11 protein-coding genes are annotated in these 14,858 nt (G+C 73.2%); 8 read left to right on the forward strand and 3 right to left on the reverse strand.

What is annotated here, in order from left to right; translation table 11 throughout:
- Nucleotides 1–123: 123 nt before the first annotated feature.
- From ABTX81_RS11225 to ABTX81_RS11235, 3 genes are all read left to right on the forward strand, one after another.
- Nucleotides 124–732 carry a bacterial proteasome activator family protein gene (locus ABTX81_RS11225; protein WP_502892748.1) on the forward strand — a complete coding sequence of 203 codons (609 nt, stop codon included), beginning with the start codon at nucleotides 124–126 and terminating at the stop codon, nucleotides 730–732.
- A gap of 288 nt (nucleotides 733–1,020) precedes the next feature.
- The gene (locus tag ABTX81_RS11230) at nucleotides 1,021–2,436 is read left to right on the forward strand and encodes a protein kinase domain-containing protein (protein WP_350543158.1); all 1,416 of its coding nucleotides are present in this window, start codon (nucleotides 1,021–1,023) and stop codon (nucleotides 2,434–2,436) included.
- Nucleotides 2,437–2,546: 110 nt separating this feature from the next.
- The gene (locus tag ABTX81_RS11235) at nucleotides 2,547–4,379 is read left to right on the forward strand and encodes a protein kinase domain-containing protein (protein WP_350543160.1); all 1,833 of its coding nucleotides are present in this window, start codon (nucleotides 2,547–2,549) and stop codon (nucleotides 4,377–4,379) included.
- Between the two features lie 9 nt (nucleotides 4,380–4,388).
- Here ABTX81_RS11235 and ABTX81_RS11240 read toward each other — a convergent pair whose 3' ends face one another.
- Nucleotides 4,389–5,477: a phosphotransferase enzyme family protein gene (locus ABTX81_RS11240; RefSeq protein WP_350543162.1), complete on the reverse strand. Its 1,089-nt coding sequence runs from the start codon at nucleotides 5,475–5,477 to the stop codon at nucleotides 4,389–4,391.
- 62 nt (nucleotides 5,478–5,539) lie between these two features.
- Entirely contained in the window at nucleotides 5,540–6,202 is a 663-nt protein-coding gene (locus ABTX81_RS11245; protein ID WP_350543164.1) for a response regulator, read from the reverse strand.
- 380 nt (nucleotides 6,203–6,582) lie between these two features.
- On the opposite strand from ABTX81_RS11245, the gene pdhA reads away from it, so the two are divergent.
- From pdhA to ABTX81_RS11260, 3 genes are read left to right on the forward strand one after another with little or no spacing between them, the layout of a single operon-like run.
- On the forward strand, nucleotides 6,583–7,737 hold the full coding sequence (pdhA, locus tag ABTX81_RS11250; RefSeq protein WP_350543166.1) for a pyruvate dehydrogenase (acetyl-transferring) E1 component subunit alpha: 1,155 nt from the start codon (nucleotides 6,583–6,585) through the stop codon (nucleotides 7,735–7,737).
- Nucleotides 7,737–8,711 carry an alpha-ketoacid dehydrogenase subunit beta gene (locus tag ABTX81_RS11255; protein ID WP_502892749.1) on the forward strand — a complete coding sequence of 325 codons (975 nt, stop codon included), beginning with the start codon at nucleotides 7,737–7,739 and terminating at the stop codon, nucleotides 8,709–8,711. The genes pdhA and ABTX81_RS11255 overlap by 1 nt, the downstream gene beginning before the upstream one ends.
- Nucleotides 8,712–8,726: 15 nt before the next feature.
- Entirely contained in the window at nucleotides 8,727–10,166 is a 1,440-nt protein-coding gene (locus tag ABTX81_RS11260) for a dihydrolipoamide acetyltransferase family protein (RefSeq protein WP_350543168.1), read from the forward strand.
- A gap of 74 nt (nucleotides 10,167–10,240) precedes the next feature.
- Here ABTX81_RS11260 and ABTX81_RS11265 read toward each other — a convergent pair whose 3' ends face one another.
- Nucleotides 10,241–11,200 (reverse strand): hypothetical protein, encoded by a 960-nt coding sequence (locus tag ABTX81_RS11265; protein WP_350543170.1) that lies wholly within the window; start codon nucleotides 11,198–11,200, stop codon nucleotides 10,241–10,243.
- 806 nt (nucleotides 11,201–12,006) lie between these two features.
- Here ABTX81_RS11265 and ABTX81_RS11270 point away from each other — a divergent pair.
- Both ABTX81_RS11270 and ABTX81_RS11275 read left to right on the forward strand, forming a co-directional pair.
- Nucleotides 12,007–13,242 (forward strand): M64 family metallopeptidase, encoded by a 1,236-nt coding sequence (locus ABTX81_RS11270; RefSeq protein WP_350543172.1) that lies wholly within the window; start codon nucleotides 12,007–12,009, stop codon nucleotides 13,240–13,242.
- Between the two features lie 130 nt (nucleotides 13,243–13,372).
- Nucleotides 13,373–14,722: an MFS transporter gene (locus tag ABTX81_RS11275; RefSeq protein WP_350543174.1), complete on the forward strand. Its 1,350-nt coding sequence runs from the start codon at nucleotides 13,373–13,375 to the stop codon at nucleotides 14,720–14,722.
- Nucleotides 14,723–14,858 lie beyond the last annotated feature (136 nt).

Consider the following 14,858-nt stretch of genomic DNA (forward strand, 5'->3'; position numbering starts at 1 on the left):
CCCAGGTACCCGGGCGGACTGAGTATCCGTACGGATACCGGCGCCCGCCCCGGGGGCGTAGCGTCGTGCCCGGGTGGCCGGGGGCCTCCACCCCGGCAACCCCAGTGAGGGAGAATGTGGTTCATGACGAATCCGATGAACGAGCGCTCGTCGCAGGAGTTCCACCAGGCCATGGGCGGGCAGTCGCAGGACGGCCAGAAGGTGCTGATCGTCGGACCGGACGGGCTGCCGGTGGGCCAGGGGACGGTCGGTCTGGGCGGGGTCGACGACGGGGACGGCCCGCGTGAACTGCCGGTGACCGAGATGGTCGAGCAGCCGGCCAAGGTCATGCGGATCGGCAGCATGATCAAGCAGCTGCTGGAGGAGGTCCGGGCGGCTCCTCTCGACGAGGCCAGCCGGGCCCGGCTGAAGGACATCCACGCCAGCTCCATCAAGGAGCTGGAACTCGGGCTGGCCCCCGAGCTGGTCGCCGAGCTGGAGCGGCTGTCGCTGCCGTTCACCGAGGACTCGATCCCGACCGAGGCCGAGCTGCGGATCGCGCAGGCGCAGTTGGTGGGCTGGCTGGAGGGACTGTTCCACGGCATCCAGACCGCGCTGTTCGCCCAGCAGATGGCGGCGAGGGCGCAGCTGGAGCAGATGCGCCGGGCGCTGCCGCCCGGCCTGCACGGCGGCGAGCCGGAGGGCGACGAGCCGGGCGAGGGCCGCGGCATCCGCTCCGGCCCGTACCTGTAGGCCGTATCCGCACTTCCACGGTCCCGTCGGGGCCGTGGGGCACCGGGCGCGACGGGGCGTCCCGGTGCCGTACGCACTACCGGCCGGTACCCGGTCGCGACCTGGACACAGTGTCGGCCCTGGACCGGTCGGCGTCGTCGCGAGCCGATACCCTGGGCCCCTGTCGCAGGCCGGGCGAGCGCCGCGACAGGGGTCGGGCAGGCCAGCGGGCCGGGCCCGCACACGCACGGACGAGACCGAACGTCACGGTCGCGGCGGCAGGGCCGCGCCGAGGGGGAGCAGAGGACCATGAGCGAGCACGGCAACGCGGCGGTCGAGGGCTACTCCCTGGGAAACGGGCGGTACGTGCTGCAGCGGGTGCTGGGCGAAGGCGGCATGGCCTCGGTGCACCTCGCGTACGACAGCGTGCTGGACCGGTCGGTGGCGCTCAAGAGCATGCACGCCGAGCTGGGCCGGGACGCCTCGTTCAAGGAGCGGTTCCGCCGTGAGGCGCAGGCCGTGGCCAAGCTGGAGCACGGCAACATCGTCCGGGTCTACGACAGCGGCGAGGACATCGCGCCCGACGGCTCCAGCACGCCGTACATCGTGATGGAGCTGATCGACGGCAAGGGCCTGCGGGACGCGATCAACGAGGCGGCCGCCCAGCACGGCGCGATGCCGACCGAGGAGGCGCTGCGGGTCACCGTCGGGGTGCTGAACGCGCTGGAGGCCTCCCACGACCGCGGTCTGGTGCACCGCGACATCAAGCCCGGCAACGTCATGTTCGACCGCAAGGGCGTCGTCAAGGTCATGGACTTCGGCATCGCCCGCGCGCTGGAGACCGGGGTCACCTCGATGACCCAGACCGGCATGGTGGTCGGCACCCCGCAGTACCTCTCGCCCGAGCAGGCGCTGGGCAAGCCGGTGGACGCCCGCTCCGACCTCTACTCGGTCGGCGTGATGCTCTTCGAGATGCTCACCGGCCGGCTGGTCTTCGACGGCGACTCGGCCTTCTCGATCGCCTACAAGCACGTCCAGGAGGAGCCGCCGGCGCCCTCCACGCTCAACCCGCGGCTCAGCCCGGCGGTCGACGAGTTCGTGGCCACGGCGCTGCGCAAGGACCCGGCGCACCGCTTCCCGAGCGCGGCGGCGATGCGCGAGGAGGCGGAGCGGCTGATCGGCGCGGCCAAGGGCGGCGGCAGCCCGCTGGCGGCCAGCAACCCGCTGGTGATCACCGACGGGCCGCGCTCGGTGCACGCGGCGCCGCAGGCCCCGCAGACGCCGACGCCGTTCCCGCAGCCCCAGCCCCAGCCCCAGCCGTTCCAGACCCCGCCGCCGGCCTTCCAGGCGCCGCGGACCCCGCAGCCGTTCGCCGCGCCGCAGCCGCAGCCGTTCCAGACGCCGCCGGCCTTCCAGCCCCCGCACACCCCGCAGCCGCAGTTCCTCCACCAGCAGGGGGCGCAGCAGGCGCACACCCCGCCGCCGCACCCGATGCCGGCGCCGCCGTTCCAGCCGGCCCCGGCGTCGAACAGCGGCGGCTGCTCGACCGCGCTGGTGATCGTCGGCATCATCGTCGGCGTGATCGTGCTGGCGGTCATCATCATCGCGATCGTGGTCAACCGGGCCGAGCGGGACACCACGTCCGGTCCCAGCTCGCGCGTCTCGGGCCAGGTCGCCACCGTCCTGCGGCTGGACGGTCCGGCTGACCGGAATGGCCTGCTCTGACGCGTTCCGTCCGGATCGCGCGTGGCACGGGGGTCGGTCGGAGGCGGTAGCGTTCGGGGATACGAGCGACAGGGCACCGCGATCCGAGCGAAGGCCCGGGGCGAGGAGCGATGGCACAGACGCAGCATCCGGACGACGACGGGGCCTGGGCGACCGGTCCGGCCGGCGGGGCCTCCAGGACGCCCGAGCCCGGTAGCGACGCCGCCACGACCGCCCTCCCGCCGTACGGGGGCCCGCAGACGCCCGGCCGGGGCACCGCGGCTCCGCTCGGCACGGTCGGCGACGGCCGCTACCGGCTGACCCACCGGCTCGGCCGGGGCGGCATGGCCGAGGTGCTGGCCGCCCAGGACGTCCGGCTCGGCCGGACCGTGGCGGTGAAGCTGCTCCGCGGTGAGCTGGCGCAGGACGAGATCGCCCGGCTGCGCTTCACCAGGGAGGCGCACGCCGTCGCGGCGCTCAACCACCACGCGATCGTCTCGGTGTACGACACCGGCGAGGAGTACGTCGGCGAGGAGTCGACGCCGTACATCGTGATGGAGCTGGTCGAGGGCCGGACCGTCCGCGAGCTGCTGGTGGACGAGGCGGAGCCGCCGGTCGACCAGGCGCTGATCATCATCGCCGGGGTGCTGGAGGCGCTGTCCTACAGCCACCGGCACGGCATCGTGCACCGCGACATCAAGCCGGCCAACGTGATCATCACGAACAACGGCGCGGTCAAGGTGATGGACTTCGGCATCGCCCGGGCGCTCACCGGCACGGCCTCGACGATGACCCAGACCGGCATGGTCATGGGCACCCCGCAGTACCTCTCGCCGGAGCAGGCGCTGGGCAAGCCGGTCGACCACCGCTCCGACCTGTACGCGGCCGGCTGCATGCTGTACGAACTGCTGACGCTGCGCCCGCCGTTCACCGGTGACACCCCGCTGTCGGTGGTCTACCAGCACGTGCAGGACAACCCGGTGCCGCCCTCGCAGGCCAATCCGCGGGTGCCGGCCGGGCTGGACCCGCTGGTGCTGCGCTCGCTGGCGAAGAACCCGGACGACCGGTTCCAGGACGCCGACGAGTTCCGCGCGCACATCGAGCACGCGCTGCGCGAGCTGACCGGCGGTACCGGCGGCTGGGCCATCGGCGCCCCGGTCGGGCCGGCCGGCGGGCCGGGCCACAGCGGTGCGCTGCCGGCGGTCGGCACGGACGAGACGGCGGTGCTCGGGGCCGGGGTCCCGGGCGACCCGACGACGGTGCTGCCCTACCAGGTGCCGGGCGGCCCGCACACGCCGTCCTCGCCCTACCCGGCGGCCGGCGGGCCGTACGGGGGCGGCGGCGACTCCGGTGACGGGCACGGCGACGGCCACGGGCGCGGTCCCGCCCGGCGCGGGCCGTGGCGCCTGGTGGCCGGCATCGTGGCGGTGATCGTCGCGGCCAGTGCCGGTATCGCGCTGGCGCTCAGCGGCGGCGACGACGGCCCGGACGGGAAGCAGGGCGACATCACTCCGTCGACCGGGGTGGTGTCGACGGCGCCGGAGACCACCACGCCCAGCTCCGGTTCGACCGCGACCTCGGGCCCGACCGGCCAGAACAGCCGGCGTCCGCAGCAGCCGACCGACAACGGCAACAACAACGGCGGCAACCAGAACCAGCAGCCGAGCCAGCAGACCGGCAAGCACAACACACCGAGTCCGACGACGACGCCGACCACCACCGGCAGCAAGGCGCCGACGCCGTCCTCGACGGCGTCCGGGGCGACCACCGCACCGTCGACCGGCACCCCGACCACGGGGACGGGCGGCGGCGCGACGACGCCCCCGGCCACGGCTCCGGCGACCAACAACCCGCCGCCGACCGGGGGCGGCAACACCTCGCCGACGCAGCCGGCGGGCGGCGGTGCCAACTCGCCGAAGCCGCCGGTGCAGCCGACCACCCAGCCGCCGGCGGCCGGGGGCTGATCCGCCGGGTCAGTTGGCGAAGGCGTCCAGGACCTGCTCGTACTCCTGGCACCACCACGCCAGCTGGCCCGCCGAGGCGGGGTAGAGCGGGTCGGCCCGGTGGTCGGCCCGCTGGTAGCGCCACTGGAGCATCCAGAAGTCGTTCAGCCGCTCCCACCAGACCCGGTGCGCGGCGGCGGCCAGGTGCTCGGCGGTGGCGGCGCCGGTGGCCCGGTAGGACTGCGACCAGTGCCGGACCCGGACGAGGTCCAGCACCCCGGTGACCCGGTCGTTGAAGAGCAGGGTGGCCGCGCGGACCGCCTCCTCGGCGCGCGGCTGCGGCCCGAGCTTGTCCCAGTCCAGGACGGCCGCGATCCGCTCGCCGCTGTGCAGCAGGTTGAGCCCGTGGAAGTCGCCGTGGGTCCAGCCGGTGGGCGGGGCGGCCTGGGGGAGCGGCCGGCGGTGGGCGTGCTCGGCGAGCAGCTCCAGCCGTTCGGTCAGCCGACGCTCGACCAGGGCGTCCAGCTCGCCGTGCGGCTGGTGCTCGCGGGCCCGGCGGCGCAGCTCGCGGGCGAGCGCGGAGCTGTCGCGCGGGTCGGCGCTGCGGTAGCCGGAGGGTTGTGCGACGGGCGCGCAGACGTCGTCGAGCGCGCCGTGCAGCCGGCCGAGCAGCGCGCCCAGCTCGGCGCACCGCGACAGGGCCAGTTCGGTGCCGTGCCGGTGCCGGCCGTCCACCCAGGGGAAGAGCGCGAACAGCCGGCCGCCGAACGCGGCGATCGTGGTGGTCCGCCCGGAGAGGGCCAGCGGCGGCGCGACGGGCAGGCCGAGGGCGGCGAGCGCGTCCATCGCGCGGTGGTGGGCGCCGACGGCCTCGCGGCTGGCGGTCGCGGCGTCGACGTAGCACTTCAGGAAGTATCCGCCGGCCTCGGTGGTGATCCGGTAGCCGCGGTTCAGCAGGCCTTCGGCGACGGGTTCGGCGGTGAGCAGGCGACCCACCCGGTAGCGGCGCAGGACCTCGGCGAGCGCGGCGTGGGGGACGGGCGGGCTGAGGGTTCCTATCGGGGGAGCGGTGAGGTCGGGACGGGCTGGTGCAAGGGCAAGGGTCTGGCTGAAAGTCACAGCCAGAGGTTAGGACCTCTCGGCGGGGGTCCTTGACAGTTCGTCACTTCTGTGCATCCGCCCTATCCGTGCTGGTGGTCCGCCTGGTGCCGGGCGACGAACGCGGCCGCCTGGGTCCGGCGCTCCATCCCCATCTTCGCGAGCAGACTGGAGACGTAGTTCTTCACCGTCTTTTCGGCGAGGTGCAGCTCGTTGCCGATCTGACGATTGGTCATCCCTTCGCCGATCAGGTCCAGGATGCGGCGCTCCTGCTTGGTGAGCTGGGCGAGCCGCTCGTCCTCCTTCTCGCCGCCGTCCCGCAGCCGGGCCAGCACCCGGCTGGTGGCGACCGGGTCGAGCAGCGAGCGGCCGGCCGCGACGTCCCGGACGGCGGTGATCAGGTCGGTGCCGCGGATGGCCTTCAGCACGTAGCCGGAGGCGCCCGCCATGATCGAGTCGAACAGCGCCTCGTCGTCCGAGAACGAGGTGAGCATCAGGCACTTGATCTCCGGCAGCCGGGAACGGATCTCCCGGCAGACCTCGACCCCGTTGCCGTCCGGCAGCCGGACGTCCAGGACCGCGACGTCGGGGTGGACGGCCGGGATCCTGGTCAGCGCCTCGGCGGCGGTGCCGGCCTCCCCGACCACCTCGATGTCGTCCTCGACCGAGAGGAGTTCATGGACGCCCCTGCGGACCACCTCGTGGTCGTCGAGGAGGAATACCCGGATTTGTCCCTTATCAGTCACGCGCAAAGCCTCCCATATCACCCTACGAAAGACCTCTCGCCCGCACCGGACCGGGGTCACGATCCGGCCAGAGCGGGAGAAACCGATGCCGGTAACCCCCTTACGCAGGAGCCGTCGCCCGGATAACGTGCGCAGGTGTCCTGAAGGCGACCGAATTGAGAGCTCCGCCACACCCGCATTTGTGGATCCCGAACAAGTAGGACGTCCTAGCGCAGACGCGCCAAGGGCGGACGCTGGGTAACGTTCTCGTGAGGGACGCCGTCGGAACAGGATCACCACCTGCCCCGCAGATGGCAGCGCACACCCACGCGCGCCCCGCGAGGCGGTGACCGGACCGGTCACCGGCGACCCCGGGCGGCCGGACAGACCGAGGAGTGAACGTGACCGTCAAAAGCACGGCGAGGGCTCGCAAGAAGGCGGCCCCCGGCGTCCGTGACACCCTCCGCGCCACGGGTAAGGACGCCCAGCCGGAGCTCGTGCAGCTGCTCACCCCGGAAGGCGAGCGGGTCGAGCACCCGGACTTCCCGCTCACGGTGGAGCCGGACGAGCTTCGAGCCCTCTACCGTGACCTGGTGCTGGTGCGCCGGTTCGACGCGGAGGCCACCTCCCTGCAGCGCCAGGGCGAGCTGGGCCTGTGGGCCTCGCTGCTCGGCCAGGAGGCGGCCCAGGTCGGCTCCGGCCGCGCGCTGCGGCCCGGCGACTACGCCTTCCCCACCTACCGCGAGCACGGCGTCGCCTGGTGCCGCGACGTCGATCCGCTGAACCTGCTCGGCATGTTCCGCGGCGTGAACCACGGCGGCTGGGACCCGAACGAGAAGAACTTCCACCTCTACACCATCGTGATCGGCGCGCAGACCCTGCACGCCACCGGCTACGCGATGGGCATCACCAAGGACGGCACCGACGACGCGGTGATCGCGTACTTCGGCGACGGCGCGTCCAGCCAGGGCGACGTCAGCGAGGCCTTCACCTTCGCCTCGGTCTACAACGCCCCGGTGGTGTTCTTCTGCCAGAACAACCAGTGGGCGATCTCCGAGCCCACCACCACCCAGACCAGGATCCCGCTGTACCGCCGCGCCTCCGGCTTCGGCTTCCCGGGCGTGCGGGTCGACGGCAACGACGTGCTGGCCTGCCTCGCGGTGACCCGCTGGGCCCTGGAGCACGCCCGCAGCGGCAACGGCCCGGTGCTGGTCGAGGCGTTCACCTACCGGATGGGCGCGCACACCACCTCCGACGACCCGACCCGCTACCGGCTCGCCGAGGAGACCGAGGCCTGGAAGGCCAAGGACCCGATCACCCGGCTGCGCGCCCTCCTGGAGAAGGAGGGCCTGGCCGACGAGGCCTTCTTCGCCTCGATCGACGCCGAGAGCGAGCAGCTCGGGCTGCGGGTGCGCGAGGGTGTGCGCGGCATGCCGGACCCGGACCCCACCCTGATCTTCGACCACGTCTACGCCGAGCCGCACGCGCTGGTCGATGAGGAACGGGCCGGGTACGTCGAGTACGCGGCCTCCTTCGAGGCGGGGGAGAACCTCTGATGGCCGGTCAGCTCAGCATCGCCAAGGCGCTCAACGGCGCTCTGCGCAAGTCGCTGGAGAACGACCCGAAGACCGTCCTGATGGGCGAGGACATCGGCAAGCTCGGCGGCGTCTTCCGGATCACCGACGGCCTGCAGAAGGACTTCGGGGAGGACCGGGTGATCGACACCCCGCTCGCCGAGTCCGGCATCGTCGGCACCGCGATCGGCCTGGCGCTGCGCGGCTACCGCCCGGTCGTGGAGATCCAGTTCGACGGCTTCGTCTACCCGGCCTTCGACCAGATCGTCTCCCAGCTGGCCAAGATGCACGCCCGCGCGCTCGGCCACGTGAAGATGCCGGTCACCGTGCGCATCCCCTACGCCGGCGGCATCGGCGCGGTCGAGCACCACAGCGAGTCGCACGAGGCGTACTTCGCGCACACCGCCGGTCTGCGGGTGGTCAGCCCGTCCAACGCGCACGACGCGCACTGGATGCTGCGCCAGGCCATCGAGTCGGACGACCCGGTGATCTTCCTGGAGCCCAAGCGGCGCTACTGGGACAAGGGCGAGGTCGGCGACGCCGCGGACCTGGGCCTGCACGACGCGCGGATCGTGCGCCCCGGCACGGACGCCACGCTGATCGCCTACGGCCCGATGGTCAAGGTCTGCCAGGAGGCCGCCGCGGCCGCCGAGGAGGACGGCCGCCGGCTGGAGGTCGTCGACCTGCGCTCGCTCACCCCGGTCGACTTCGCCGCCCTGGAGGAGTCGGTGAAGCGGACCGGGCGCGGCATCGTCGTGCACGAGGCGCCGGTGTTCCTGGGCATGGGCGCCGAGCTGGCCGCCCGGCTCACCGAGCGGTGCTTCTACCACCTGGAGGCGCCGATCCTGCGGGTCGGCGGCTACTACGCGCCGTACCCGCCGTCCCGGGTCGAGGAGGCCTTCCTCCCGGACCTTGACCGCGTGCTCGACGCCGTCGACCGCGCCTTCGCGTACTGATCCCGGGGAGCGATGATGACCACCGAAGTTCGCTCGCTCCGCGAGTTCAAGATGCCCGATGTGGGCGAGGGCCTCACCGAGGCCGAGATCCTCAGCTGGTACGTCAAGCCCGGTGACACCGTCACCGACGGGCAGGTCGTCTGCGAGGTGGAGACCGCCAAGGCCGCCGTGGAGCTGCCGATCCCGTTCAACGGGGTCGTCGAGCAGCTGTTCTTCCCGGAGGGCGCGACGGTCGACGTCGGCACCGTGATCATCTCGGTCGCGGTGGCCGGCGAGGCGGGGGCGCCCGCCGCCCCGGCCGCCGCCCCGGCTCCGGCTCCCGCCGCCGCTGCCGCGGAGGCCGCCGAGCCCGAGCGGCGCGAGGTGCTGGTCGGCTACGGTCCGCGGACCGGCGGCAGCCAGCGCCGCGCCCGGCGCACCACGGCGGCCGCTCCGGCGCCCGTCGCCGTCCCCGTCGCGGCTCCGGCCCCGGCGCCCGTTCCGGCCCCCGCGCCGGTCGCGGCCCCGGCTCCGCTGCCCGCTCCGGCCGTCGCACTGAGCGGTGACCGGCCGCTGGCCAAGCCGCCGGTGCGCAAGCTCGCCAAGGACCTCGGGATCGACCTGCGGGCCGTCACCCCGACCGGTCCGGACGGTGTGATCACCCGTGAGGACCTGCACGCCCACGCGGCGGCCGCCGCCGCCCCGGCTCCGGCCGAGGTCCAGGTCGTCGAGCCGGCCGTCGAGCCGGCCGCCCCCGTGGCCGTCGCCGGCGCGGGCGACGTCCGGGTGCCGATCAAGGGCGTCCGCAAGGCGACCGCGCAGGCGATGGTGGCCTCGGCCTTCACCGCCCCGCACGTCACCGAGTTCGTCCAGGTCGACGTCACCCGGACGATGAAGTTCGTCCGCCGTCTCAAGGAGAGCGGCGAGCTGGGCCGGGACGTCCGGGTCAGCCCGCTGCTGCTGGTCGCCAAGGCGCTGCTCACCGCGATCAAGCGCAACCCCGGGATCAACGCCCAGTGGGACGAGGCGGCCCAGGAGATCGTGATCAAGGGGCAGGTGAACCTCGGCATCGCCGCGGCCACCCCGCGCGGCCTGATCGTCCCCAACATCAAGGACGCGGGCGCGAAGACCCTCTCGGCCCTGGCGGTCTCGCTCGGCGAGCTGATCGACACCGCCCGGCAGGGGAAGACGGCGCCCGGCGACATGCAGGGCGGCACGGTCACGATCACCAACGTCGGCGTCTTCGGCGTCGACAGCGGCACCCCGATCCTCAACCCCGGCGAGGCGGCCATCCTCGCCTTCGGGGCGGTCCGGGAGCTGCCGTGGGTGCACAAGGGCAAGGTCGTCCCGCGCCAGGTCACCACGCTGGCCCTGTCCTTCGACCACCGGCTGGTCGACGGCGAGCTGGGCTCCAAGGTGCTGGCCGACATCGCCGGCATCCTGGAGCACCCGAAGCGCCTGATCACCTGGGGCTGAGCAGCCCCCGGCCACGATGAAGGGGCCCTGCCCGCGCACCGCCGTGCGCGGGCGGGGCCCTTTCGTTCCCGGTGTCAGCCCTGGGCGCGCAGGCGGCGGACGGCGACCACCGTTCCGGCGCCGAGGACGGCGAGGGCGGCGGCGATGCCGGCGAGCAGGCCGTTCGGGGTGCCCGCGCCGGTCCGGGCGAGCTCCGGGGTGCCGGCCGGCGCGGTGGTGGCGGGTGCGGCGGTCGGGGTGCTCGCCGGCGCGGCGGGCGCGGCCGGGGTGGCCGGGGTGGCCGCGGTCTTCTCGCCGGCCGGGTTCGCGGGCTTGGCGGTGGCGGTGGGCCTGGAGGGAGTGGGCTTCGGGGCGGCGGGCTTGGTGGGAGTGGGCTTCGAAGGCTTCGGCACCGTGACGGGCATGTCCCGGAACGACCACTTGCTGCGCTTCCCGTCCTCACCGACGGCGGAGAGACCGGCGTGGATGGTGCGCAGGCCGGCGGGGGCGTCCGCGGAGAGGCCGACGCGGAAGGTGACGTGCTCGACCCGGTCGTTCGCGATCGGCACCCCCTTGGCCGGGGCGGCGAGGAGCGACGCCTGGCAGCCCTCCTTCAGGGAGAGCTTCTGCCATCCGCCGGTGGAGCGGTACTCGACGGTCAGGTTCTTGCCGGACAGGTACCGGACAGCACCCTCGTCGTCACCGGAGTACTCGGCCGCGAGCACGAGGGAGGGCACCACGTTGCGCAGCGGCGCCCCGCCGTGGTTGCCGATCTCGACCCCGATCTCGACCTTGGGGCCACCGGCCTTGATGGCCAGGTCCGCGGACATGAAGAAGCCGATTCCGAGGTTCGAACGGTCGTCGGTGTCCGCCGTCGGTGCCGCCTTGGCGGTGCTCGACGCCGGGACCTCGGCGCCGTTCGACTCGGCGCAGGCCCAGGAGGATTCGGCGGTCAGCAACTGGACGGAGCCGGCGAGCAGGACGGTGGCGGCGACGGTGGCGATCCGGCGGCGGGTGGTGCCGGAGTTCTTCGCGAAACCGGGCATGGCGGACATGCGCATGAGGTGACCCCCCGAGGTCTGGTGTGTTGACGCGGCTGGTGCGTGCTGAACGTGCTGAAGGGGGCCGGCCCCGCTGCTGTCCAGCGGTGCCCCCGGCTCGGCCGGTCCCTCTTCGGTGTCCCCACCGCGGCCGGCCGCGGTGGTGTGGATCAGGTGGTGCGGGGTCCCGGGATCCCGGTGGACCTCAGGACCAGGCGGTGTCGTCGTCGGTGCTGGCGGTGGTGCTCTCCGGCATGGTGCGGCTCCAAGGTTCTTCGTCTACGAAGGGGACGTTCGAGCTCGGTCCGGGTTGCCGCCGTCGCGCGGATCCGGGGTCAGTCCCGGGCGTGCGGGCGGCGTACGGCGACGACCGTGCCGGCGCCGAGGACGGCGGAGGAGCCGGGGTCCGTGACGGAAGAGGGCAAAGCAGACATGCTCATGACAGGACCCCCGTGGTCTGTTCGCGTGTGCTGGGTGAGTGGATGACGAAGGTGTACCGGCCTGCTCCTGCGGAGCACTCGCGCCCCCCGGCCCGGCCGGTCTCGCTTTCCGCTTCCTTCGTCCGTACAGACAAGGATCGCGGCCGAAGGGTTGCGGTGGATCCGAAGTTCTTTCGGAAGTTTTCGGGCGCCGCCGGCGGCACGGTCGGCGGCTTCCAGGCACATGATCAGACTCATAGGTATGACTGGTGAGATTCCTGTCGTTCGTCCAGACCGGTGACTTTTTCGTTTTTCGGTGAGGACGACACGCCGGGCCGGGTACGTCTTCGCGTCCACCGCCCGGGCGACGCCGGGTGACCGGAACGTCGAGGACACACCTGTATGCCGCCTGGCAACCCTGGCCGGATCATCCGGAGTCTGGCCGCGCTCGTGCTGGTGTCCACCGCCGTGCTCCCGGCCGCGCTCGAACTGGCCGGGCCCCCGCCGTTCGGGGTGATCGGACCCGGAGCCCCCGCCGACCGCGCGGTGCCGCCGCACACCGCGGTGCAGCACGCCGACCTGCACACGGCCGGCGAGGCGCCGACCGTCGACATACGGCGCACCGGGGACCCGGCCAACCGGATCACGCTGGTCCTGCTCGGCGACGGCTACACCACCGGGGAGCAGGACCTGTTCCGCGAGCAGGCGGACCGGGCCTGGCACGCGCTGATGGACATCGAGCCGTTCCGCAGCTACCAGGGGTTCTTCAACATAAAGCGGGTCGAGGTGGTCTCCCCGGTCTCCGGCATCGCCGAGAGCGAGAACCGCGGCCGGCGCCCCGCCACCCCGCTCGGCATGCACTTCTGGTGCGAGGGCACCGCCCGGCTGCTCTGCGCCGACGAGGAGGCGACCGCCCGCTTCGCCGGGCACGGCGAGGGCCCGCAGTACCTCATCGCGCTCGCCAACTCCACCGAGTACGGCGGCGCCGGCGGCACCGGGGTGACCACCCTGGCCGGCGGCAGCGCGGATGCGGGGCGGATCATCCAGCACGAGATAGGGCACACCGTCGGGGACCTCGGCGACGAGTACGACAGCGCGCCGGACGACGCCGACTACCCCAACCTGGCCACTGACAACGCCGAGGAGATGCGCCGCAAGCAGACCAAGTGGTGGCGCTGGCTGGGCGCGGAGTCCCCGGACGGCGCCGGGACGATCGGCGCCTACCGCAGCGCCAACGGCATCTACCGGCCCACCCGGGACTCGGTGATGCGCACCCTCGGCGGGGCGTACAACCTGCCCTCGCGGGAGGCGATCATCGAGGAGATCTACCGGCGGGTCAGACCCACCGACAGCCCCGTGCCGCCGCCCGGCGAGGTCGCCGGCCGGCCCCGGCTGGAGGTCCGGCCGCTCCGGCTGGCCGGTGCCCGGCAGCTCAAGGTGGACTGGACGGTGGACGGCGTCCCGGTCGAGCCCCAGGCGGCGGACCGCGGCTGGCTGGACACCGCGCGGCTGCCGCTGGCGCCGGGGCACAGCGCGACCGTCACGGCGACCGTCCGGGACACCACGGACTGGGTGCGCGACGAGGCCTTCCGGGACCGCTACATGACGCGCTCGGTCTCCTGGACCGTGGTCGGCTGAGCACCTTGGCGGAGGCTCCGGCGGACGCCCCCCCGGGGGGAGTGGACCCCGGGGGGAGGGGGTGGTTCGTGTCCGTCCTCCCGGCCCCGCCCTAGGCGTTCAATGATGGGATGACTAATCTGGGGCCACTATGACCGTGGAGCCCGCCAGTTCAGTCCGCCCCCTGTCCGTCCCCGCTCCCCGTGCCGGCGCCGGCCCCACCACCGGCCCGATCGCCGCCCACCACCCTCCGGGTGGGCGGGCCGCCTGGTTCGCCTGGTCCATCGGCGTCAGCGTCTACGTCCTGGCCGTCATCCACCGCACCAGTCTCGGCGTCGCCGGCCTGGACGCCGCCGACCGCTTCGGCATCGGCGCCTCCGCGCTCTCCACCTTCTCGATCCTCCAGGTCCTCGTCTACGCGGCCATGCAGATACCCGTCGGCCTGCTGGTCGACCGGTTCGGACCGCGCCGGGTGCTGCTGCTCGGCGTCGTGCTGCTCAGTACCGGCCAGCTCGCCTTCGCCTTCTCCGACTCCTTCGGCCCCGCGCTCGCCTCCCGGGCCGTGCTCGGCTGCGGCGACGCGATGACCTTCATCAGCGTGCTGCGGATCGCCGCCCGCTGGTTCCCCGCCGCCAAGAACCCGATGGTCGCCCAGCTCACCGGCCTCGCCGGGATGAGCGGCAACCTGGTCACCACCGTCGTCCTCGCCCAGGCCCTGCACAGCGAGGGCTGGACGCCCACCTTCACCGCCATCGCCCTGCTCGGCGTCGCCGTCTTCGCCCTCGTCGCGCTCTTCCTCCGGGAGGCGCCGGACGGTCCCGCCGCGACGGCTCCGCCCGCCGCACAGCCCCGGCTCGGCGTCGGGCGGCAGATCCGGGAGACCTGGCGGGAGCCGGGCACCCGGCTGGGGCTCTGGATCCACTTCACCACCCAGTTCCCGGGCAACGCCTTCGGCCTGCTGTGGGGCCTGCCCTACCTCGTCGAGGCCCAGGGCATGACCCGCGCCGCGGCCGGCGGGCTGCTCACCCTGCTGGTGCTCTCCAACATGAGCTTCGGCTTCCTCTTCGGCCGGGTCCTGTCCCGCACCTCCCGCGCCCGGATGCCCATCGTGTTCACCGTCATCGGCGCCACCGCACTGCTGTGGGCGGTGACGCTCGCCTGGCCCGGCGGACGCCCGCCGCTCTGGCTGCTGGTCACGGTCGTCCTGGTGATGGGCAGCAACGGCCCCGCCTCGCTCGTCGGCCTCGACTACGCCCGCGCCCGCAACCCCGTCGAACGCCTGGGCACCGCCTCCGGCATCGTCAACATGGGCGGCTTCATCGGCACGATGATCACCCTCTTCGGTATCGGCGTCCTCCTGGACACCCTCACCCCGGACGGCACCGGCACCTACTCGGCGAGCGCCTTCCGCTGGGCGTTCTGCTGGCAGTACGCACCCCTGGCGGTGGGCACCCTGATGATCCTGCGGCTCCGGAAGAAGCTCGCGGAGGCGGCTTCGTAGGATTTCCGACCTGCGGAAACGGGGGTGACCCGTGTTCTGCACAAGGGGTGCCCGGGCGCCGATCAGCCCCCGTACTCGCGCATGAACTCGGCGAGCCGAGGGGGCGTGCCGCAGATCCGGCTGACGCGGCCGCCGT

This window comes from Kitasatospora sp. NPDC097605 (assembly GCF_040302725.1).
Lineage (GTDB): Bacteria > Actinomycetota > Actinomycetes > Streptomycetales > Streptomycetaceae > Kitasatospora.